Raw genomic sequence first — 19,202 nt, forward strand, 5'->3', positions numbered from 1 at the left:
TATATGAGAAACCTGTCATAAATGACAAGGCTTTCGTTGCGAACCGGCCCGCAGGCCGGTCCGCGACGGCCCTAGCGTCGACGGGCGATTCGCGCACCCCGCGCGATGAAGAAGAATGCCGCACCGGCGGCCAGGAGCGCGCCGCCGAGCACGATCGGAAGTGTCAGATCGGAGCCCGACTCCGCGAGTTGTTCGCCCGCCGCCACGGCCTCCGCCGCCGCGGGCTGCGCGGCGATCAGGGGCGCGGCGATCACGACGGTGTACGTCGCGGATGCATCGGGAGTTGTCCCGTTCGATGCGGTCACCGCGAAGGTGTAGGTGCCCGGAGTGGTCGGGGTTCCCGAGATGGTGCCGCTCGTCGCGTCCAGGCCGAGGCCCGTCGGCAGCGTGCCGCCCGAGATCGTGTAGGTGGGGGTCGGCGTTCCAGACGCGGTGACGGTGTACGAGTACTCCGTGCCCGCGGTGCCCGCCGTGGGGCCGGCCGACGTGATCGTCGGGCTGACGTTGTCACAATCGGAGGGACGGGTGATCGTGTCGTTGTCGAGAGTAACCGCGGCGTTGAGGGCAAGCAGTCGTCCCTGGATCGTCGCGCCCGACGTGACGGTAATTGCCTGGTTGGCCATGACGGTGCCGACGAAGAGCTCGCTGCCATCGATCGTCGCAGAGGTGGGTACCTGCCAGAACACGTTGCACGAGTTCGCGCCGCCGGTCAGGATGACTTCGGCGTCACTGCCGACGATGAGACTCGAGCGGGCTTGGAAAACCCAGTACGAGTTCGCGTCGCCTGCGAGCGTTAGCGTGCCAGTGAGCGAGAGCTCGCCCTCGTAAACTCCTGGGTCGAGTGACTGTCCGGCCAGGTCTCCGAGATCGATCACGTCCGGACTGAGACCGTCCGCAACGCCATACGCGGTGCCGAGGTCGCTCTTCGCTTGGTCGACCAGGGACGGCGGAGCGTAGACCGAGCCCCCCGTCTGGACCAGGTTCTCCTGGCCGGTGACGGATGTGCCCGGGCTCACGCCGACGTCACCGATGACGGTGGTCGGGCCGGTCGCCGCGAACGTGACTTCCGATCCACCCAGCACCGCGAACGTGTCCGCCGTACCGAGATCGATAGGCCCATCGGCTGCGTACGCTGCGGTCGGCAGGATCGCGATGCCGATGACGGCGATGGAGGCGAGGAGGACTGCGCTGCGGTGAGCGAACTTTTGGACCATGGTCGAGGTCCCTTCCTAGTCAGGAGGGAAACGCCGAGGACCCCGGTCAAACACGTCTACCTATACCAATAGCTACCACGGCGCGGGACGCCACGGGGGAATCCGGCCTTTTCGATGCGCGATCGACACCTGCGCGTCAATAGCCTGACACGCATCCGGGTCGAGCAATCCCGACCGAGATCCGCTCCGAATAAGCAGGTATGGAGCTGAACCTCGATGAGAGCGAGCTCGGACTGGAGCGCCTCGTCGTTGACACGTCGCTCGGTCTGGTCGTCGCGCGAGCCGGTCGCCGCACCGGCCAGATCGCGACGATCCTCGTGCACGGCGCCGCGGGATCGTGGACGACGTGGACGCCCCTGATCGCATACGCCGACGGACGGAGCCTGCCGCTTGTTGATCTGGTGATTCCGGATCTTCCGGGCTGGGGCGACTCCACCGCTCCCGACTGGCGGGAAGCGAGCATCGGCGCGTACGCCGGGGCCATAGCCGAGGTCGCGCGCGCGCTCGGCTACCGGCGCTGGCGTCTCGTCGGTCACTCGCTCGGCGGTTTCTTGGCGCTCGATCTGGCCGCGCACACACCGGAGGCGACGACATCCGTTGTGCTGGTTTCACCCACCGGACCCGCTGTCATCGACGCGGTGCGGCGGCCGGTGCGAGGCGGGATCCGTCTGCCGTGGTTCGCCGGGATGCTGCTCGCGATGCGGATCCTCGCCGGCCTCGGGAGCGTGGGTATCGTCCGGGGGCTCCGCCGGCTCGGGATGCTCCGTCTGCTTTCCGCTCCGCTGTTCGCGGACCGCGGCGCGATCGACGCCAGCGTGATCGACGCTCTTCCCGACGAACTGCGACCCTCCGCATTCGTGCACGCGGCACGCGCCGCGGCGGTCTACGACCTGCGGGCCTTCGAGCAGATCCGGTGCCCCGTCCGTTCCGTGCGCGGGCAGCGAGACGCCTTCTCTTCCGAATCGGACAGTGTGTTCTTCGCTCGGACGATTCCGGACTTCCGTGAGCAGCGGGTACCCGATGCGGAGCACTTCGCCGCGATCGAGACACCGGCGGTGGTGCTTCAGACGATGGCTAGCGCGCCCGCCGCATGAGGATCCGCTGCCAATCGCCCGGAACGCGCGACGCGGGTCCCGGGGCTGTCTGATCGAGCGGATGCGCCTGCGGCGGTGCGAGGGACTGTCCGTCGATACCGCTCTCGGTCTCGTAATCCCAGAACCAGTCCTCGCCGGGTTCGAACGACCGGATGACGCGATGACCCGTTCCGTGCCAGTGAGCGGTCGCGTGGCGGCCCAACGAATCGTCGCAGCAACCGATGTGGCCGCATGCCGTGCACCGGCGCAGGTGAACCCACCAGCTGCCCGATTCGTCGCACTCGACGCATCCGGTTCCGCTCGGGGGGATCTCGGCGTTGATGAAGCTCGACGGATCGCTCATGTCCGACTCCCGTTCTCGTCCGTGCACCCTTCGGTGCCTTCGAACTTAGGGGTACGGATGCGCCCGCAACAGCGTCGCGAGATGGAACGCGTTCTGGGCCAGTGTGGTGGTGGCGCTCGACACGGCCTCGGGTGTCTCGTCGAGATCCCGGTAGTCGACCGTCTGCATCGCCTCACCGACCCAGTAGGTGCCGCCCTGCGCGGGCAGGGTGAAACCGACGTCCGAAAGACCCTGGTACAGGTCCGACGTCGCCTTGTGTGCGCCGTCCTCGTTGCCGACGATCCCGGTCACGGCGACCTTGCCGAAGAGGATCGGGCGGCCCGCGTCGTCCGTCTCCGACAGCTCGGCATCCAGCCGTTCGAGCACCCCCTGAGCCACGCTCGACATGTGACCCATCCAGATGGGTGTGCAGACGACCAGGATGTCGGATGCCAGGATCTGTTCCCGGATGCGCGGCCAACCGTCGCCCTCGCCCATGTCCTTCTCGACACCGGGTGCGACGTTCTCGTCGATGACACGCACCTGAGCGGTCTCGGCACCGAGGTCGGACAGGGCCCGCAGGATCTGGGTCGTGAGCAACTCGGTGCTCGAGGGCTCGGGGGACTTCGTCAGCGTGCAGTTGAGCGCGAGTGCGCGGATTTCGGCCACGGGCCACCTCCTCATCGGGAAGAGCCCAACCTACGCGCCGACGTCGGGCGGGGTCAGGGGGTTGACACGCCGACGCCTTCGGTTCGGGCGAGCGCTCAGTCGATGCGCGAGTGGTCGCCGAGGCGATGCCAGGTGCGATTGTGGTAGACCAGCGCGTCGCCCGCCTCGCCCTCGGCCGGATCCCGCGACAGGCTCGACTGCAGGGCATGCACCGCGAAGATGGTGGAGCCGCCGGCATCCATCCGATTCACGACGGCGCCCCGGATCCACGCGCGAACGCCGTGATAGACCGGTTCTCCGGTGACCAGGCGCGACCACGAATCGGTATCGGCGAAACGATCGACGCCGCTCGTCGCGCCCAGGCGGGCGAGGGGCAGATCCTGCGCGTCCAGCAGGTGCACGACGACGGTGTCCGCGGCGGCCAGGGCGCGAGCACTGGAGGACTGGGCGGAAACCGAGAACACGAGCAGGGGCGGGTCGGCGCTCACGGACGAGACGGATGTCGCGGTCAGCGCGACGGGACCGGTGCCGTCGTCGGCGGTGATCACCGCAACGCCCCCCGGGTGCCCGCGGAACACGGCCTTGAAATCGTCGGCCGACAACGAGGGAAAGGCGGTCGCGCCCTCTGTGAGCGCGATCCGGTCGGCGGTCGGCTCGGATTCGGTCGTCATCCTCACACGCTATCTCCCGTATCGGGCAGCGGCTCCGCGTTCGCGACGCTCGACGTAATGTGCCCGTCCATATTCGGGAATCTGTGACACGGGCGAAACAAACCGCGTGCATACTGATGGCGCAGCGTAAGCCGTTGCGGGCCCGCCGGGCCAAAAAATCCCGGTGGTGTGAAGGCGTCGTCAGCCTCGTTCCCGGCTTGGCATGCGTGTGCGCGGTGACACGACACCTTCGATTTCCTGTCAATCGGTACAGATGTGAGAAGTGAAATGTCGCTCAAAGTCACGATCGTCGTCGGCAATCCCAAGCCGGCATCCCGCACGCGCAAGGTCGCGGAGCTCCTCGTCGAGAAGCTCCTCGCTCCGGGCGCGTACTCGCTCGAGGTGATCGATCTCGCCGATCACACGGCCGAGATCTTCGCCTGGCCCTCGGAAGGGATGGCGGCGCTCAACGCCTCCGTCGCCGAGAGCGACCTGGTGGTCTTCGCGTCCCCGACGTACAAGGCCACCTACACCGGTCTGCTCAAGGCGTTCCTCGACCGGTACCCGGCGAACGGCCTCGCGGGCGTCACGGCGATCCCGGTGCATACCGGCGCGGACTTCAGCCACGCGATGGGTCCGACCTACAACCTCGCGCCCCTGCTCGTCGAGCTGGGCGCGATGGTTCCGGGTCGCGGCTTCTACCTCTCGCTGACCCAGATGGATCAGCTCGAGGACGTCGTGAGCGCGGCAGCGACCGAGTATGCGGCGAACCTCGCGCGCCTGGCGCTGGTGGCCGACGCGACGGCAACACCTCTCCCCTGAACCCGATTGCGTCGTCACTGATAGGAGGAACACCATGCACGAGTCAGCACTCACCCCGGCACCCATCTCTGCGCCCACCGCGATCGACGCACGTCTGTTCCGTGACACGCTCGGGCATTACGCATCGGGCATCACGGTCATCAGCGGGCTGGAGGCGGACGTACCCGTCGGCTTCACCTGCCAGTCGTTCTACAGCGTTTCGATGGATCCGCCCCTTGTCTCGTTCAGCGTCATGCTGACCTCGACGACCTATCCGCGGATCAAGCAGAGCGGGCGCTTCGCCGTCAACGTGCTCGCGCACGATCAGCTCCACGTCTCCAACCAGTTCGCCCGCAAGGGGACGGACAAATGGGCCGGGATCGATTGGACACCCGCCGCATCCGGCAATCCCGTCATCCACGACACCCTGATGTGGGTGGACTGCGAGCTGTGGGACGAGTACGTCGCCGGAGACCACCTGATCGTGATCGGGAAGGTCGTCGAAATGAGCGCGCCCGAATGGCACACGCGCGAGCCGCTGCTCTATTTCAAGGGCTCGTATCGCCACCTGCGCGAGGCCGACCAGCTCGCCAGTTGAACGCATACCCTGTCGGAACGGCGGCGCGGCTCCGGGCCGCCGTTCCGACAGAATGAGCGCATGACCACGGCCGAGAAGACCCGGGCGCCTTACGAACACCGGTGGCCGGCCATCGCGGCCGTCCTCACCGTTCTCGTGCTCTGGTTGCTGCTGCCGAGCTTCTTCCTGGAGCCCCTGCGATGGGTTGCCGTCGGCGTGTGCGCCCTGCTCGTCATCCCGTTGATCGTCCTGAACCCTCACCATCTCGTCCGGCAGACGACGTGGTCCCGCTGGTTCTCGTTGATCCTCGGGGTTCTGCTCCTGCTGGTGACGCAGGCGCTGCTCGTGCAGCTGGTCTACGAACTGCTGACGGCACCGGATGCCGAGGGCATCAGCATCCTGCTCGCTGCCCTGCAACTGTGGGTGACCAACGCCATCGCGTTTGGACTGCTGTATTGGGAGCTCGACCTCGGCGGCCCGGTGGCTCGTGCCCGCGGGTCGCGCGACGTCTCGAAGGCCGACTTCATCTTTCCGCAGGACTCCACCCCGGAATGCGGCGCGTGGCGACCTCGGTACTTCGACTACCTGTACATCTCGTTGACGGCCGGGATGGCGTTCTCCGCGGCCGACGCGCTTCCGATCACACGTCGTGCGAAGGCGTTCATGGCGGTCGAGGCGCTCGCCGGATTCATCATGTCGGTGCTCGTGATCGCCCGCGCCGTCTCCGCCATCACCTGAGGCGCGCCGCAGGGACGGATCGACGCTCACACGAATCTGCCAGGAAACCGCACCGATCCCCGTCGTTCTGCGGGTGTCTGCCGGCGCGTCCGTGCGTCTGGGTGCGCCGCGCGCCGATGCGACCCATCCGATCATCGACCTGCGTCGGATGACCCCTCGTGCGGCGCAAGTCGCACGTCACGAAAGCGATGTGAAGGAGAAAACTCATGCGCAAGAACACGACTCGAATCGGAATGATGAGCGCCGCCGGACTCGGGGCGGCGGCTCTCGCCGTGGCCGGCTTCGCGATCCCCGCGAACGCGGCGGAATCCACCACGGAAGACACGTCGACGCAGACGAATGTCACGGGAATGTTCGACATCGTCGACGACCTCCTCGCCGGTGTCTCCGCCGGCGACGTGCTGGTTTCGCCCGACACGAACGCCGGCAATGTCGGCGTGGACGGCGGCATCGTCAACGCGCCCCTGGTCGACGCTCCTCTCGTGAACGGGCCGGTCGTCAGCGACTCGCTGAACGGCGACGTGCTGTCGGGCAACGACACCCCCGTCGGCTCCGGCAACGACGTGCAGGCCCCCGTCGGCTCGGGCAACGACATCGATGTTCCCGTCGAGGCGCCCGTTGAGGCGCCCGTGGGTTCGGGCAACGACACCGACACCTCGATCGGCGACATCGATGGAGCGGGTGACATCGGCGCCGAGGTGGGTGACCTCGTCGATGGTGTCACCGGAGACATCGGATCCGACGTCGACGGCATGCTCGGCGACATCCTGGGCTGATCCGGCTCGTACTCGGGGACCCGCATCGCATAGCGCGGTGCGGGTCCTTCTTCGCTGAGAACAGGAGATCCGCCGGGAACAGGACGATATATGCAGGATTGTCCTGTTCCCGAGGGATCTCCTGTTTTCGGCAGACTGTTCAGGCAGTGGGGGCGTACGCCGCGCGGGAGAGCGCGAGTGGGATGAGCCGCTCGCGGAGATACCCCGCATACCCGCCGGCGGTGCGGCCAACCGGCCGACCGCTCGTCTGCACCCACGCGGCGTCGGAGGCCGCGACCCGGGCCCCGCGTGCTCTCGTCTCGGCGACGAGCAGGACGTCCTCGTGCTCGAGAACCGGCTCGAACCCGCCCGCCGCGACGAGCGTGCTCGCGCGCGTGCCGAGGTTCGCCCCATGGACGTGTCCGTTGGCCGTGCCGGGGACATGCGTCGCCCACCAGGCCGTCGTCTGAGCGGCGGACAGGTCACGGAAGTCGGGCCGGACCGTTCCCACCACGACATCCGCGCCGGCCGACGCCAGCTGCCATTGGTGCGTCAGCCAGTTCATGGGAACCACCGAGTCGGCGTCCGTGTGCGCGATCCACAGACGGCGGAGGGGCGTGCGCGCGTGCGCCGCGAGAGCTGCGGCTACGCCCGCGTCCCGAGCCGCGCCGACGCCGCGGGCTGTGGGGACGACCAGGTCTGCTCCCGCTTCCTGCACGATCCGCGCGGTCGCGTCGGTACACGCATCCAACGCGACGTGGACGCTGACGCGGCTGATGACGCTACGTGCCGCGGCGACGGCGGCGCGTATCGAGTCCAGGCACGCACCGATCAGCTCTTCCTCCTCGTGCGCGGGGATCACGACCGCCATCGCGGTGGGGCCCGTCATCGGACGAGTCCGGCGGCACGAGCCACGGACGGGGCATCGCTTCGCACCAGAACGTTGAGGAAGAAGTCTTCTTCTTCGTGGCGCGCAAGCAGCCGGAGACCCGGCAGCGCGCGGAGGACCGCGTGCACGTCGTGGGCGGTGCCGGGATACTCGGCGACGAGGTGGCGCCAGTGGCAGACGACCAGAACGCCGTCGGGCGACAGGCCCGCGAGAGTTCGCCGCGCGGCATCGAGCAGGTCCGGCCGGCTCCAGTAGTAGCCGATCTCGGACATCACGATCAGGTCGAACGTGCCCTCGGGCCACTCGGCGGGCAGGGTGGCGCGCTCGAGCGTGACGTGTTCCGCGTTGCCCTGCCGCTCGAGGCGCTGGCGGGCGCGGGCGAGGGCTTCGTCGGATGCGTCGAGCCCGAGTACGCGATCGGCACGCGTTGCCAGCTCGACCGTCAGCGCTCCGGTCGCGCAGCCGAGCTCGACGACGTCGCGGAAGCGCGCCCGCGGCAGAACAGCCATCACGAGCGCTCGCTTGCGCTCCTCGTACCAGCGCGTGTCGAACCCCCACGGGTCGTCGTGGCGCGCATAGAAATCCTCGAAGAATGAGGGCGCAAGGCTCTCGCCGCCGCCCCCGCCCGACGCGGGAACCACGAACACCTCGACGTCGCGTTCGAAGTGCGCGCGCATGTCTTCGTGGATGAGTGCCTCGTCGCCGGGTGCGGGGGAGAGCGGACGCACCTGTGTCGCATGCTCGTGGAGCGCCCGGCGTTTCGCCGCCAGCGCGGTCGGCTCGAGCGTCAGCACGGCCCAGGCCTTGGTGTCGATTTCGGACGGATGCGCCCAATGCCAGAACCAGATCGGATATCCCAGGGCCCGATGGCCGAGTTCGGCGGAGAGATCCTCGGCGACCTCGCCAAGAATGCGGTGATCGCGATGCCCATCCCCGCTCCAGGGCGCGACGACCAGGGCGCGCGGCGGGTCTTCCCCCGTTTCGTCGAGGATCGCGGAGCGAACGCGTCGGGTCAGGTTCTTCCTTCGCTCCCGGAGCTGGCCGTCCGGCAGGCCGAGGAAGCTGAGGGCGCTACCCGGCGCGAGCGAATCAACCGCCCGCGCGAGCTCGACGCGGCGCTCGCGCGCGAGCGCCTGTCGAGGCCACGTCGGGGAATCGGGGTGCGAGGCGTCACCGTCCGTCGCGACCACGACGACGACGCGGATTCCCCGGGCCGCCGCCGTCGCCATGAGGCCGCCCGCGCCCAGAGTTTCGTCGTCGGGGTGCGCGGCCAGCACGATCAATACGTCGATATCGAGATCGACGTCGTGATCAAGCGCCCGCGCCGCCGCCCACGGACGCGCCCTCTGCCACTCCGACTCGGGTGTGCCCGGTTCCCGGTGGTCGAACGCGACGCTCACGTCGTTCGCGGGGACGCATCGGAGTGCGCCAGCGCGCGACCGAGCCGAGCCAGGTCCCGCTCGGCGTGATGTTGGCGCAGGTAGATGCGCAGGTCGCCGACGCGGCGGGCGTGCGCCTCGTCGGATGCCAGGGGTGCCGGGCCGAGAGCTCGGTCGGCGATCGTCAGAACGGTCTCGACGGCGTCGGCCACGATCGCACGCACGCGTTCGCTGATTACCCGTGCGGCCACCGGATCCATATGATCCGCGAGCCGTGCGGCGTCCGCGAGAGCGAGACGCGCAGCCCACAGGCGCGCGTCCGCGGTGCCGTAGTAGGTGTGTGCGAGCTGATCCGCGTCGGGCCGCGCGGACGCGAGGGCGAGGGCATCGAGCAGGGGAAGCGCGCCGCCCCACCAGCACGCGGCAACGCCGACGCCACCCCACCAGAAGCCCTCGCGTCGCAGGTACCAGCCGTCGTCGCCGACCGGCAGAGCGACCGCGTCGTCGAACTCGACCGGGGTGCTTCTGATCTGTGCGAGGCCGCGAGAGACCCAGGTGTCGCGCTGCGGCCGAACTGCCGGGTCCCGCATCGCCACCACGAACAGGCGACGTTCGTCACGACCCGTCCACGCGGTGACGAGCGCGTGCGACACGCAGTCGGCGAGCGAGCACCACGGCTTGACGCCGTTGAGCGTCCACGACCCGTCCTCGGCCTGGCGCGCCTCCACGCGGACGCCGGCACTCTCGGCGGCGAATACGCCCCACGATGAGTTCGCGTCGACGCCCATCCGAACGAGATCGGCCGGTGTCACCCAGCCCTGCGCCGAGGCTTCGGCCAGGATCGCGATCGCGTCCAGGTGCGGTTCGAGAACACGCGCGCCCGCGACATCCGCCCGTGCCGCCGTCGCGAGCGCTTCCCAACGTTCGCGCGTGCGACCGCGTCCGGGCACGGGCACCGCGCTCCCGAGTTCGACGGCCCAGTCGAGCGTCGCATCGACGTGGGTGCCGAACGCGACGACCGACCGAAGGGTCGCCTCCGCTCTGTGCGCAGCCGCCCCCGCCTCGCCGTCCTCGAGCGGTACCGCGAGGTCGGCGTCGGTGGCGACCAGAGGTCCTGTCATCTGGCGGGCGTGCGGTTCTCGGCGCTGACCATCCAGGCGAACTGCTCGAGGCTCTCGAGAACGGCGTGCAGGATGTCGGCGCTCGTCGGGTCTTCGTCGTCGACGGGGTCGTGCACCTCGCGCACGGTCGAGATCGTCGCCTCGAGGCGCTCGGTGATCAGGTCGATCGTTTCGGTGGTGTCGACCTCGCCGTGCGGGAACTCGGGCAGGGTCGTGGTCTCGGCCACCGTGTCGGAGCGACCGTCGGGAACGGCGTGAAGCGCCCGCATCCGCTCGGCCACCGTGTCGCTGAACCCGCGCGCTGCCTCGATGATCTCGTCGAGCTGGCGGTGGGTGTCGCGGAAGTTCGTTCCCACGACGTTCCAGTGGGCCTGCTTGCCCTGCAGCTGCAGCTCGAGCAGATCGACGAGCACCTTCTGCAGGTTGTCGCTGAGTTCCTTCGATGCCTGGAAGCCGCTCTCGGCGTTCTGCTCGTCGGTCAGCGCGGCCCCGGCGTCAGCCTTCGCGGGCCGGCGGCGTCCTCGCGTGGTGGCCTGCGCCTTGTCCTGTGTGGCGGTCTTGGTCGATGCGTTAGCCATCGGACTTCTCCTTTCGAGCGGCCGGAGGCCGCTGGTCCTTTCGAACGGATCCACGCTATGGCCGCTGCCCCGGCGGGCGGCAGGGGTTGCCGGGGAGCGTCCGGGCTGCTACCGACGGCGATCAGTCAGAATGGCCGGATGGCGGACAAGACGTTCGAGGAAGCAGCCGAAGAGCTGTACGGGCTCGCGCCGGCCGATTTCATCGCGGCACGGAAGACGCTGGCGGCCGCCGCGCCGGATCGCGAGACAGCGGCGCGGATCCGGGGCCTTCGCAAGCCCCCGACCTCGGTGTGGGTCGTCAACCTGCTCTCTCGGCGCGCGGCAGATGACGTCGGCAAGCTGTCCACCCTCGCGGCCGAGATGCGCGAGGCGCAGGATGATCGCGACGCGGCCCGTCTGACGTCCCTCAACAAAGAGCGGCGGATGCTCGTGGCCGAGCTCGTCCGCACCGCGACGGACCTCGCCGAGCGCGAGGGCGTCGCGACCGGGGCGGGCATCGTGGCCGAGGTCGAGCGCACGCTCGGGGCCGCAGCGCGGGATGAGGCCGCGGCATCCGCCGTCCGGACCGGCCGATTGCTGCGTCCGCTGGAAGCATCCGGCGTCGACCCCGTCGATCTGACGGACGCCGTCGCGGGTGACGCGCCCGTCGCGGCGGCGCCCGTGCCCGCCCGCGGGCGCGATGATCTCGCCGAGCGTCGCGCTCGCCGTGATGCCGAACGCGCTGCCGCCGCGGTACGGCGTGAGGCGGCGGATGCCGAGCGGGAAGCCGCGCGCGCCGAGGCACGGATGGCCACCGCGCGAGAGCGTGAAGCGCTGTTGCAAGAGCGGGTCGAAGCCCTCGAGAGCGAACTCGCGCGGATTCGTGCCGACGCCGATGCCGCGACCGCCGAACGCGAAGAGGCCGAGCGCGCGCGCGATGCCAGCGCTGAGCGCCTGCACACGGCGAACCGGGAGGCGGCGCGACTCACGGGGCCCTCATAGTCCCGCGTCCTACCGTGGAGCCATGAGTATGCCCACTGGCGAGCAACCCTTCACCGCGACACTCGCCGAGATGAGGGCGATGCGCGACGAGTTCCAGCGCTTCCTGCTCGAGTACCGCTTCGGTCTGCAGGAGGTCGAGACGAAGATCACGATCCTGCGGGATGAATTCCAGCTGATGCACGATTACAATCCCATCGAGCACGTCTCGAGCCGGGTCAAGACGCCCGACAGCCTCGCCGAGAAGGTCGCGCGACGGGGCATCGAACCGGACTTCCCGACGATCCGGCAGCACATCACCGACGTCGCCGGCATCCGTGTCACCTGCAGCTTCGTCGCGGACGCGTACCGCCTGTTCGATCTGCTGACGACGCAGGACGACATCACGGTGCGTGCCGTCAAGGATTACATCGCCGTGCCGAAGGACAACGGCTACAAGAGCCTGCACGCGATCGTCGAGGTGCCGGTATTCCTCTCCAGCGGGCGCGTCGATGTGCCCGTCGAGGTGCAGTTCCGGACGATCGCGATGGACTTCTGGGCGAGCCTCGAGCACAAGATCTACTACAAGTACGACAAGCAGGTGCCCTCGCCGCTGCTCGATTCGTTGCGCGATGCCGCCGAGACGGCCGCCGAGCTCGATGAGCGGATGGAGCGCCTGCACCGTGAAGTCCACGGCGGGGAAGTCCACGGCGGAGAGCGTGCGGGCGCGACTCCGGTCGACGTCTAGCGCCGTCCCCCGCCGCCGTGAGACCGTAGCCGTGTGACAGCAGAGCGTCCGAGCCCCGGACGTACGCGTCGCTATCGGATGCGCTGGGTGATTCCGTTCTGCGCCGCCGTCCTGACGCTCATCGGCGGCGGTGTCGCGGTGCTCGAGGCTCGCATCGTCGGCGACCTGCTCGAGCGGCCGGGACTCGAGGAGTTCTATCTCGACCCCGTACCCGAGAGCTCGGGCGCTCCGGGCGAGATCGTCCGCTCGGAAGACCTCATCGGCCTGCCTTTCGACACGCGGGCGTGGCGGATCCTGTACCGCTCGACCGACCTCAACGGCGAACCGCTGATCGTCTCGGGCATCGTCGTCGCGCCGCTCGGTCCCGCGCCCGCCGGGGGGCGGACGGTGCTGTCGTGGGGTCACCCGACGACGGGCTCCGCGCGCGATTGCGCACCGTCGCTCGCCGCCGACCCCTTCGTCGACATCGAGGGGCTGCGGCTGATGATCGATCGCGGCTATGTCGTCGTCGCGACGGACTACGCAGGCATGGGCTATCCCGGCCCGGACTCGTATCTGGTGGGCGCAACCGAGGGCAACAATGTGCTCGACGCCGTCCGAGCTGCACAGTCGATCCCCGCGGCGGATGCGGGTGCGTCCGTCGTTCTCTGGGGACACTCGCAAGGTGGCCAGGCCGTCCTCTTCGCCGCCGAGCGCGCCGCGGACTACGCGCCCGAACTGGACGTGCGGGCGGTCGTGGTCGCCGCACCTGCGGCAGACCTGACGGCCCTGCTCGACGCGGACATCGACGACATCTCGGGCGTCACGATCGGCTCGTATGCGTTCACGGCCTACGCGGGGGTCTACGGCGATACGGTGCCCGGAGCGCAACTCGCAGACATCCTGACCCCCGCGGCGGTCGCGGCCGCACCCGAGATGAACGAACTGTGCCTGCTGACGCACACGAAAGAATTGCACGCGATCGGCCAGCCGCTCGTCGGGAACTTCGTGGTGAGCGACCCGACGACCACGCCGCCGTGGGATGACCTTCTCACCCAGAATTCCGCCGGGAGCGTCGCCTTCGACGCCCCGCTCTACATCGCGCAGGGCCTCGAGGACACACTCATCCATCCCGACGACACCCGAGAATTCGCGAAGCGCGAGGCATCCCTCGGCATGGACGTGACGCTGTCCGAGGTTCCGAACGCGACACACGCGACGATCGCCTACTTCTCGCTGTCGGGACTGATGGCCTGGCTCGACGAGCACGTGGGTCTGTGAGGATGGACCCATGGCCGCCACACCCCCGAAGAGCGAGACATACCGTCCCGCGTTCATCCCGAGCCTGATCGCCGCCGCGGCACTGCTCTCGGGAATCCCGCTGCTCGAGGCGGACTGGTACCTGCTGATCCGCTTCATCGTCGCGATCATGGCGCTGATCATCGCCTGGTACGCGCTCCAGGGTGCGCAGTGGTGGTGGACGCTCGTGTTCTTCGCCGTCGCGATCGTCTGGAACCCGGTCTTTCCCGTGCCGACCGAGGGACCGTGGTGGATCGTCGCGCACCTGGGTGTCGCCGCGCTGTTCGCCGTCGCGGGAGCGGCGGTGCGTGTGCCGCGCGAGACCCCGCCCGCGCGGAAGCGCTGACAGGCCGATGCTCCGGCGTGGAGTGCTTCGCCGTATGACGCGCGGGGAGCGACGCGGCGGGCGCGTCGATAAAGTGTCGGGGTGAGCATCAACCCGCCCTATCGTGCCGATATCGTCGGCTCCTTCCTGCGTCCCGAAGCACTCAAACGCGCGCGTGCCGCCCACGCCGCCGGTCAGATCGACGCGGATGCGCTTCGCGCAGTCGAGGACGCCGAGATCGCCGACCTCGTGGGCAAAGAGGCCGACAACGGCCTGCGGGTCGCGACGGACGGCGAGTTCCGCCGTTCGTGGTGGCACTTCGATTTCTTCGGGATGCTCGACGGGGTCGACGTCGTCGAACTCGACCATGGCATCCAGTTCCGGGGTGTGCAGACGCGTCCCCGCGGCCTGCACCTGAGCGGGCCGGTCGGGTTCTCCGACACGCATCCGTTCCTCGAGCACTACCGTTCGCTGCAGGCGCTGACGGCCGGTACCGGTGCGTTGGCGAAGGCGACCATCCCGGCACCCACCGTCCTGGACTTCCGGCTCGAGCCTGACCACATCGACCCGAACGTGTACACCGGTCGTGACGACATCGTGGACGATCTGGTGCAGGCGTACCGCGACGCCGTGACCGCGTTCTACGACGCCGGCTGCCGCTACCTCCAGTTCGACGACACCGCCTGGGCGTACCTCTGCTCGGACGAGGAACTGACGAAGGCGCGGGACCGCGGCATCCGGACGGACGGACTCGCTGAGCGATACGCCGGCCTGCTGAACCGCGTTCTCGAGGCGAAGCCCGATGACATGGTCATCACGACACACGTCTGTCGCGGCAACTTCCGCTCGACCTGGATCTCGTCCGGCGGCTACGAACCCGTCGCCGAGCAACTCCTCGGTGAGGTCGCCTACGACGGGTTCTTCTTGGAGTACGACAGCGAACGTGCCGGTGGCTTCGAGCCGCTGCGCTTCCTGCCCGAGGGCGACCAGACGGTGGTGCTCGGCCTCATCACGTCGAAATCGGGCGAGTTGGAAGACGTCGACGCGATCAAGAACCGGATCGACGAGGCATCCGTCTTCGCCCCGCTCGGCCAGCTCGCTCTGAGCCCGCAGTGCGGATTCGCCTCGACCGAAGAGGGCAACGTGCTGACCGAGGACGAGCAGTGGGCGAAGATCCGCGAGGTCGTGGCCATCGCGGACGACGTCTGGCGCTGACTCCGGTCTCGGGTCGCGGCTGTGTCGTGGCCGTGCCGCGGCGGTGTCGTGTGTGGGTGTCGCCTGGGGGCCGCGTTGTCGGGGAGCCGCAGACGATAGCGTGAGGCCGTGCAGCTCAGCGATCTCGACTTCGTTGTCATCGCGGCGATCGCGGTCATCGCCCCGCTGATCGTCCGCGGGCTCTCGACCCGCCTGCGGATTCCGATCGTGGTGTTCGAGCTCGTACTGGGCATCATCGCCGGGCCGAGCGTGCTCGGCTGGATCCAGGAGGGGCCGATCACGGAGCGCCTCGCGGACTTCGGCCTCGCACTGTTGTTCTTCATGGCCGGCAATGAGATCGACTTCCGTGTGCTCCGCGGCCGGAATGGTGCTCGCGCCGTCGGCGGCTGGCTGATCGGGCTGATCGCCGGCGTCGCTGTGGGCTTCGTGATCGCGCCGGGCGAGGCTGCGGTCGTGATCGGCATCGCCCTGTGCTCGACCGCGTTGGGGATGCTGCTGCCGATCATGCGCGACGCGGGGATGCTTCCGACGCCATTCGGGCGTGCGGTCATGGGTGTCGGTGCGGTGGGGGAGTTCGGCCCGCTCGTGGCGATCTCGCTGTTTCTCGGCGGACGCGATTTCGGCGTCGCGTCGATCGTTCTCTTCTTCTTCGTCGTGGTCGCGGCGACATCCGTGTTTCTCGCCTCGCGGATGCCGCACGGACGCCTGCACCGCATCGTGACGGCGACGCTGCACACGTCGGGTCAGTTCGCCGTGCGCATGATCGTGCTGATCCTCGCGTTGCTGGTCGCGCTGAGTCTGCTGCTCGACCTCGACATGCTGCTCGGCGCATTCGTCGCCGGGGTCATCTGGCAGCTGATCATGCGCAACGCGCCGGCCGAGGACCGGGCGCAGGTCGAATCGAAGGTCGAGGCCGTCGCGTTCGGCCTGCTCGTCCCCATCTTCTTCATCTACACCGGCGTCACGTTTGACCTCGACGCCCTGCTCGAGGACGGCGCGACGGTCGCGCTCGTCCCCGTGTTCCTGGTGCTGCTGCTCATCATCCGCGGCCTGCCGTCCATGCTGTCGGCCCCCGCGCGATCGACACCCCGCGACCGCCTGGCACTGGCCTTCCTCGGCGCGACGGGGCTGCCCGTCATCGTCGCCGTCACGAATATCGGGATGTCGGAGGAGCTGCTTTCGCCGGGCCTCGCCGCGGCGCTCGTGGGCGCCGGGATGCTCTCCGTGCTGCTGTATCCGCTCATGGGAACGATGCTGCGCGGCGCGATCACCGTCGACCGGGACGTGGTCGATGAGGATGTCGGCTGAGATCGGTCGAGGCATCCGCCTAACATGAGCGAGTGGACTTCTCCCTGGACCTGACGCCCGACCTGATCGCCGTCTTCCTGACCCTGTTCGTTCTCGAGATCGTTCTCGGTGTCGACAACGTCATCTTCATCTCGATCCTTGCGTCGAAGCTGCCGGTCGAGCAGCAGGCCAAGGCCCGCAACCTCGGCCTGACGCTGGCGATGGTGATCCGCGTCGTCCTGGTGTTCTTCGCCGGCTGGATCATCACCCTGAAGGACGACGTGGTCGTGCTCTTCGGCATGGGCTTCTCGGTGAAGGACTTCATCCTGATCGCCGGTGGTCTGTTCCTGGTCTACAAGGCCGTCACCGAGATCCACCACAAGCTCGAGGGTGCCGAAGAAGAGCACGGCGGCGTGGGCCCGAAGACCATCACGTTCGCGTCGGTGCTAACGCAGATCCTGCTGCTCGATATCGTCTTCTCGCTCGACTCGGTCATCACGGCAGTCGGGATGACCGAGAACCTGCTCGTGATCATCACGGTCGTCGTGCTGTCGTTCGGCATCATGCTGTTCGCCGCACGGTTCATCTTCACGTTCGTGAACAAGCACCCGACGGTGAAGATGCTGGCGCTGTCGTTCCTGTTGCTGATCGGTGTGTTCCTGATCGCCGAAGGCTTCGGCGTCTCGATCGACAAGGCCCTGATCTACGCACCGATGGCGTTCGCGATCCTGGTCGAGGCGCTCAACCTCACGTACTCGTCACGCAAGGCCAAGCGCGAGCAGAAGCGGCTCCAGGCCGTGCAGCTACGCCCGCGCTACATCGACGTCGACGAGTCCGTCGCCGTCGCCGCCGCAACCGCGAAGGGCCCGGAGGCCGGAGCGGTCGGCCTCTCGCGCAAGCCGGTCGCGGGTCACGTGCTGCCGGACGACGGCCACGAGGACCGCGCCGGCCTCGGCTGAGGCATGTTGTGACGGATGACGCGGCGACTCTCCTGGATGCGGCCCGCGCTCGCCTCGCGGCCGCCGACGCGCCGCGCGAGCGACTGGGTGAGGTCGTGCGGCCGCGGGTCCTGGCGGGGCTCCGCTCGCCGAAGATCGTGCCCCGGGGCGACGCCTGGCGCCTGGGTGTCCTACTGATCGGCGAGAGCGCCGTGTACGGGGCCGGAAATGTGGTGCGCGCCGGCGACCCCGGCCGCCGCGGGTTCGCCTCGGATGCGGCACGCGCCCGCGCAGACGTGGCAGCTGCCGCGACCCGTGGCGGCTTCGGTGACGGCGAAACCGTGCATCTGGATTGGAAAGTGCTCGACCTCGCCGCATTGGGACGAGGCGAAACGGCGGGACCGCTCGCCCTCGTGGACGGAACCCCCAGCGTCCGCTGGAGTCCGGCTGCCGCACACGTGCCGCTGGCCGGCTACCTCGACGAACGAATAGCGCTTCTCCTGCAGCCGCCGCCGGGGACGTGATCACGTTATTGCGGGCCCGTGGACGCCATTAGGCTCAAGGCATGGGCCGCTTCATTTACGACACGCTGAACAACTCGATCGACATCGAGGACCGCACCCTCGCCCACCTGCGGATCGTGATCATGAACAAGCTGCGCCGCTCGGAGTCGTTCATGTTCACGGTGGACCTCGACAGCGAGGGCATCTCGCGACGGAGCTTCTGGATGCATCCGTCCGTTCCGATGCAGTTCGCGTTCCACGGCAGCCGTGAACCGCGACTCAACCGTCTGTGGATCGAATCGCTCATGGTGTCGGCGAGCAGCCCCAACGGCCTTTTCGTGGTCTCAGAGCCGCAAGAAGAAATGCCGTTCGACTCCTGACGGAGGCGCGGGGGAGAGTCGGCTGATCAGTCGCCGGCGTCGACCTTTGCTTTGGACTTCGCCTTCGCCCGAGCCTCCTGCTGAACGGAACCGACCGTGGCGTTCTCGACGTCCACTTCTTTCGCGACGATCGCGCCGACCTCGATCGTCGACTCATTCTCGGAAGGATCCACGTCGAAGTGCTCAGCGACGAGCATGATGCCGCCCGACGAGTTGGCCGACTGAGCGAGCTCTTCCATCCACTCCCGGCTCAGGACCGCGGGCTCGGGGTCGTCGAAGACGAACCGCAGAGGGATCGACGGGCTGAGCCATACGGTGCTGCGCCCGCGCGGCTGGTCTTCGGGGTGGCGCCACGTGAGCGTGAAGCTCTCGCCGCGGCGCAGCTTGGTCGCGATGACGACCTTGAGGTGCGCCAGCGCACGGTCTTCGATGTCGATGGCGGAAGCGTCCCCGCCGTAGTAAATGGTGCCCACCCCATCAGACTAATCGTTGTCTGCTGCCATACCGACGGGTTTCTCCGTACGCGTCTGTCGCCGCGAAGTCAATCGGGTTCCGCTATCGCGACCCGTGCCGCACAGTAAGAGCTGGACAGGTCAGCAGGGCGGGACAAGTCAGGGGTGCTAAATGACCGGCAAGAATCCGATGGGCGCGAACCGATCTTCGACGAGCCTGCCCCAGGACTTCTTCGACGGGGGCATCGATTACGAGATCGTCGAGGGCGAACTCTTGCCACGCGGTCCCCATTCCCGTGCCTGGGACGCGGCCACGGAACTCAGCTGAGGAC

The 19,202-nt window shown here is 68.2% G+C and carries 23 protein-coding genes and 1 pseudogene; 15 read left to right on the forward strand and 9 right to left on the reverse strand.

The genetic code is table 11. The features are described 5' to 3' along the window. Positions 1-71 precede the first annotated feature (71 nt). A complete protein-coding gene (locus tag ACIQ0W_RS08215) occupies positions 72-1,214 on the reverse strand; it encodes an ice-binding family protein (protein ID WP_396642277.1) in 1,143 nt (380 codons plus the stop codon). 200 nt (positions 1,215-1,414) lie between these two features. Between ACIQ0W_RS08215 and ACIQ0W_RS08220 the strand changes: the two genes are divergently transcribed. Beyond that, positions 1,415-2,308, forward strand: coding sequence for an alpha/beta fold hydrolase (locus ACIQ0W_RS08220; protein ID WP_396642278.1), 894 nt, complete (start codon positions 1,415-1,417; stop codon positions 2,306-2,308). On the opposite strand, the gene ACIQ0W_RS08225 is transcribed toward ACIQ0W_RS08220, so the two are convergent. The 3 genes from ACIQ0W_RS08225 to ACIQ0W_RS08235 form a co-directional block, all read right to left on the reverse strand. After that, complete coding sequence (locus ACIQ0W_RS08225) at positions 2,289-2,651, reverse strand: UBP-type zinc finger domain-containing protein (protein ID WP_396642279.1); 363 nt, start codon at positions 2,649-2,651, stop codon at positions 2,289-2,291. The genes ACIQ0W_RS08220 and ACIQ0W_RS08225 overlap by 20 nt on opposite strands. A gap of 45 nt (positions 2,652-2,696) precedes the next feature. After that, positions 2,697-3,314 carry a flavodoxin family protein gene (locus ACIQ0W_RS08230; protein ID WP_396642280.1) on the reverse strand — a complete coding sequence of 206 codons (618 nt, stop codon included), beginning with the start codon at positions 3,312-3,314 and terminating at the stop codon, positions 2,697-2,699. An 80-nt stretch (positions 3,315-3,394) separates the two neighbouring features. Beyond that, the gene (locus ACIQ0W_RS08235; protein ID WP_396642281.1) at positions 3,395-3,970 is read right to left on the reverse strand and encodes a flavin reductase family protein; all 576 of its coding nucleotides are present in this window, start codon (positions 3,968-3,970) and stop codon (positions 3,395-3,397) included. 267 nt (positions 3,971-4,237) lie between these two features. Between ACIQ0W_RS08235 and ACIQ0W_RS08240 the strand changes: the two genes are divergently transcribed. The 4 genes from ACIQ0W_RS08240 (at position 4,238) to ACIQ0W_RS08255 (ending at position 6,841) form a co-directional block, all read left to right on the forward strand. After that, a complete protein-coding gene (locus ACIQ0W_RS08240) occupies positions 4,238-4,771 on the forward strand; it encodes an NADPH-dependent FMN reductase (RefSeq protein ID WP_396642282.1) in 534 nt (177 codons plus the stop codon). Positions 4,772-4,805: 34 nt separating this feature from the next. Next, entirely contained in the window at positions 4,806-5,348 is a 543-nt protein-coding gene (locus tag ACIQ0W_RS08245; RefSeq protein WP_396642283.1) for a flavin reductase family protein, read from the forward strand. Between the two features lie 60 nt (positions 5,349-5,408). Then, entirely contained in the window at positions 5,409-6,065 is a 657-nt protein-coding gene (locus tag ACIQ0W_RS08250) for a DUF1345 domain-containing protein (RefSeq protein ID WP_396642284.1), read from the forward strand. 206 nt (positions 6,066-6,271) lie between these two features. Continuing rightward, a complete protein-coding gene (locus ACIQ0W_RS08255) occupies positions 6,272-6,841 on the forward strand; it encodes a hypothetical protein (RefSeq protein WP_396642285.1) in 570 nt (189 codons plus the stop codon). 139 nt (positions 6,842-6,980) lie between these two features. Here ACIQ0W_RS08255 and ACIQ0W_RS08260 read toward each other — a convergent pair whose 3' ends face one another. Genes ACIQ0W_RS08260 through ACIQ0W_RS08275 form a run of 4 tightly spaced genes read right to left on the reverse strand, consistent with a single transcriptional unit; the run spans position 6,981 to position 10,787 of the window. Beyond that, on the reverse strand, positions 6,981-7,709 hold the full coding sequence (locus tag ACIQ0W_RS08260) for a glycosyltransferase (protein WP_396642286.1): 729 nt from the start codon (positions 7,707-7,709) through the stop codon (positions 6,981-6,983). Then, on the reverse strand, positions 7,706-9,109 hold the full coding sequence (locus ACIQ0W_RS08265) for a PIG-L family deacetylase (protein ID WP_396642287.1): 1,404 nt from the start codon (positions 9,107-9,109) through the stop codon (positions 7,706-7,708). Before ACIQ0W_RS08265 ends, ACIQ0W_RS08260 begins: the two co-directional genes overlap by 4 nt. Further along, a complete protein-coding gene (locus ACIQ0W_RS08270; protein WP_396642288.1) occupies positions 9,106-10,209 on the reverse strand; it encodes an acyl-CoA dehydrogenase in 1,104 nt (367 codons plus the stop codon). Before ACIQ0W_RS08270 ends, ACIQ0W_RS08265 begins: the two co-directional genes overlap by 4 nt. Next, the gene (locus ACIQ0W_RS08275; RefSeq protein ID WP_396642290.1) at positions 10,206-10,787 is read right to left on the reverse strand and encodes a Dps family protein; all 582 of its coding nucleotides are present in this window, start codon (positions 10,785-10,787) and stop codon (positions 10,206-10,208) included. Before ACIQ0W_RS08275 ends, ACIQ0W_RS08270 begins: the two co-directional genes overlap by 4 nt. Positions 10,788-10,925: 138 nt before the next feature. Here ACIQ0W_RS08275 and ACIQ0W_RS08280 point away from each other — a divergent pair, with 138 nt between their 5' ends. From ACIQ0W_RS08280 to ACIQ0W_RS08320, 9 genes are all read left to right on the forward strand, one after another. Further along, the gene (locus tag ACIQ0W_RS08280; protein ID WP_396642291.1) at positions 10,926-11,768 is read left to right on the forward strand and encodes a transposase; all 843 of its coding nucleotides are present in this window, start codon (positions 10,926-10,928) and stop codon (positions 11,766-11,768) included. A 22-nt stretch (positions 11,769-11,790) separates the two neighbouring features. Further along, the gene (locus tag ACIQ0W_RS08285; protein WP_396642292.1) at positions 11,791-12,492 is read left to right on the forward strand and encodes a GTP pyrophosphokinase family protein; all 702 of its coding nucleotides are present in this window, start codon (positions 11,791-11,793) and stop codon (positions 12,490-12,492) included. A gap of 33 nt (positions 12,493-12,525) precedes the next feature. Continuing rightward, a complete protein-coding gene (locus ACIQ0W_RS08290) occupies positions 12,526-13,752 on the forward strand; it encodes an alpha/beta fold hydrolase (RefSeq protein WP_396642293.1) in 1,227 nt (408 codons plus the stop codon). A gap of 10 nt (positions 13,753-13,762) precedes the next feature. Continuing rightward, positions 13,763-14,116 (forward strand): DUF6804 family protein, encoded by a 354-nt coding sequence (locus ACIQ0W_RS08295; RefSeq protein ID WP_396642294.1) that lies wholly within the window; start codon positions 13,763-13,765, stop codon positions 14,114-14,116. 81 nt (positions 14,117-14,197) lie between these two features. Next, complete coding sequence (locus ACIQ0W_RS08300) at positions 14,198-15,310, forward strand: 5-methyltetrahydropteroyltriglutamate--homocysteine S-methyltransferase (protein WP_396642295.1); 1,113 nt, start codon at positions 14,198-14,200, stop codon at positions 15,308-15,310. A 108-nt stretch (positions 15,311-15,418) separates the two neighbouring features. Then, on the forward strand, positions 15,419-16,618 hold the full coding sequence (locus tag ACIQ0W_RS08305; RefSeq protein ID WP_396642296.1) for a cation:proton antiporter: 1,200 nt from the start codon (positions 15,419-15,421) through the stop codon (positions 16,616-16,618). A gap of 32 nt (positions 16,619-16,650) precedes the next feature. Then, positions 16,651-17,556, forward strand: a complete 906-nt coding sequence (locus ACIQ0W_RS08310; protein ID WP_396642297.1) for a TerC family protein — start codon at positions 16,651-16,653, stop codon at positions 17,554-17,556. Positions 17,557-17,564: 8 nt separating this feature from the next. Next, positions 17,565-18,059, forward strand: a complete 495-nt coding sequence (locus ACIQ0W_RS08315; RefSeq protein ID WP_396642299.1) for a glutaminase — start codon at positions 17,565-17,567, stop codon at positions 18,057-18,059. A 41-nt stretch (positions 18,060-18,100) separates the two neighbouring features. Next, on the forward strand, positions 18,101-18,418 hold the full coding sequence (locus tag ACIQ0W_RS08320) for an ATP-dependent DNA ligase (RefSeq protein ID WP_396642300.1): 318 nt from the start codon (positions 18,101-18,103) through the stop codon (positions 18,416-18,418). 173 nt (positions 18,419-18,591) lie between these two features. Here ACIQ0W_RS08320 and ACIQ0W_RS08325 read toward each other — a convergent pair. Next, positions 18,592-18,891, reverse strand: a pseudogene (locus ACIQ0W_RS08325) (hypothetical protein); the annotation flags it as partial. A gap of 151 nt (positions 18,892-19,042) precedes the next feature. On the opposite strand from ACIQ0W_RS08325, the gene ACIQ0W_RS08330 reads away from it, so the two are divergent. Further along, positions 19,043-19,198 carry a hypothetical protein gene (locus ACIQ0W_RS08330; RefSeq protein ID WP_157811332.1) on the forward strand — a complete coding sequence of 52 codons (156 nt, stop codon included), beginning with the start codon at positions 19,043-19,045 and terminating at the stop codon, positions 19,196-19,198. Positions 19,199-19,202: the final 4 nt, after the last annotated feature.

Origin of the sequence: Microbacterium sp. (assembly GCF_044340635.1) — a bacterium.
Classification (GTDB): Bacteria; Actinomycetota; Actinomycetes; order Actinomycetales; family Microbacteriaceae; genus Microbacterium.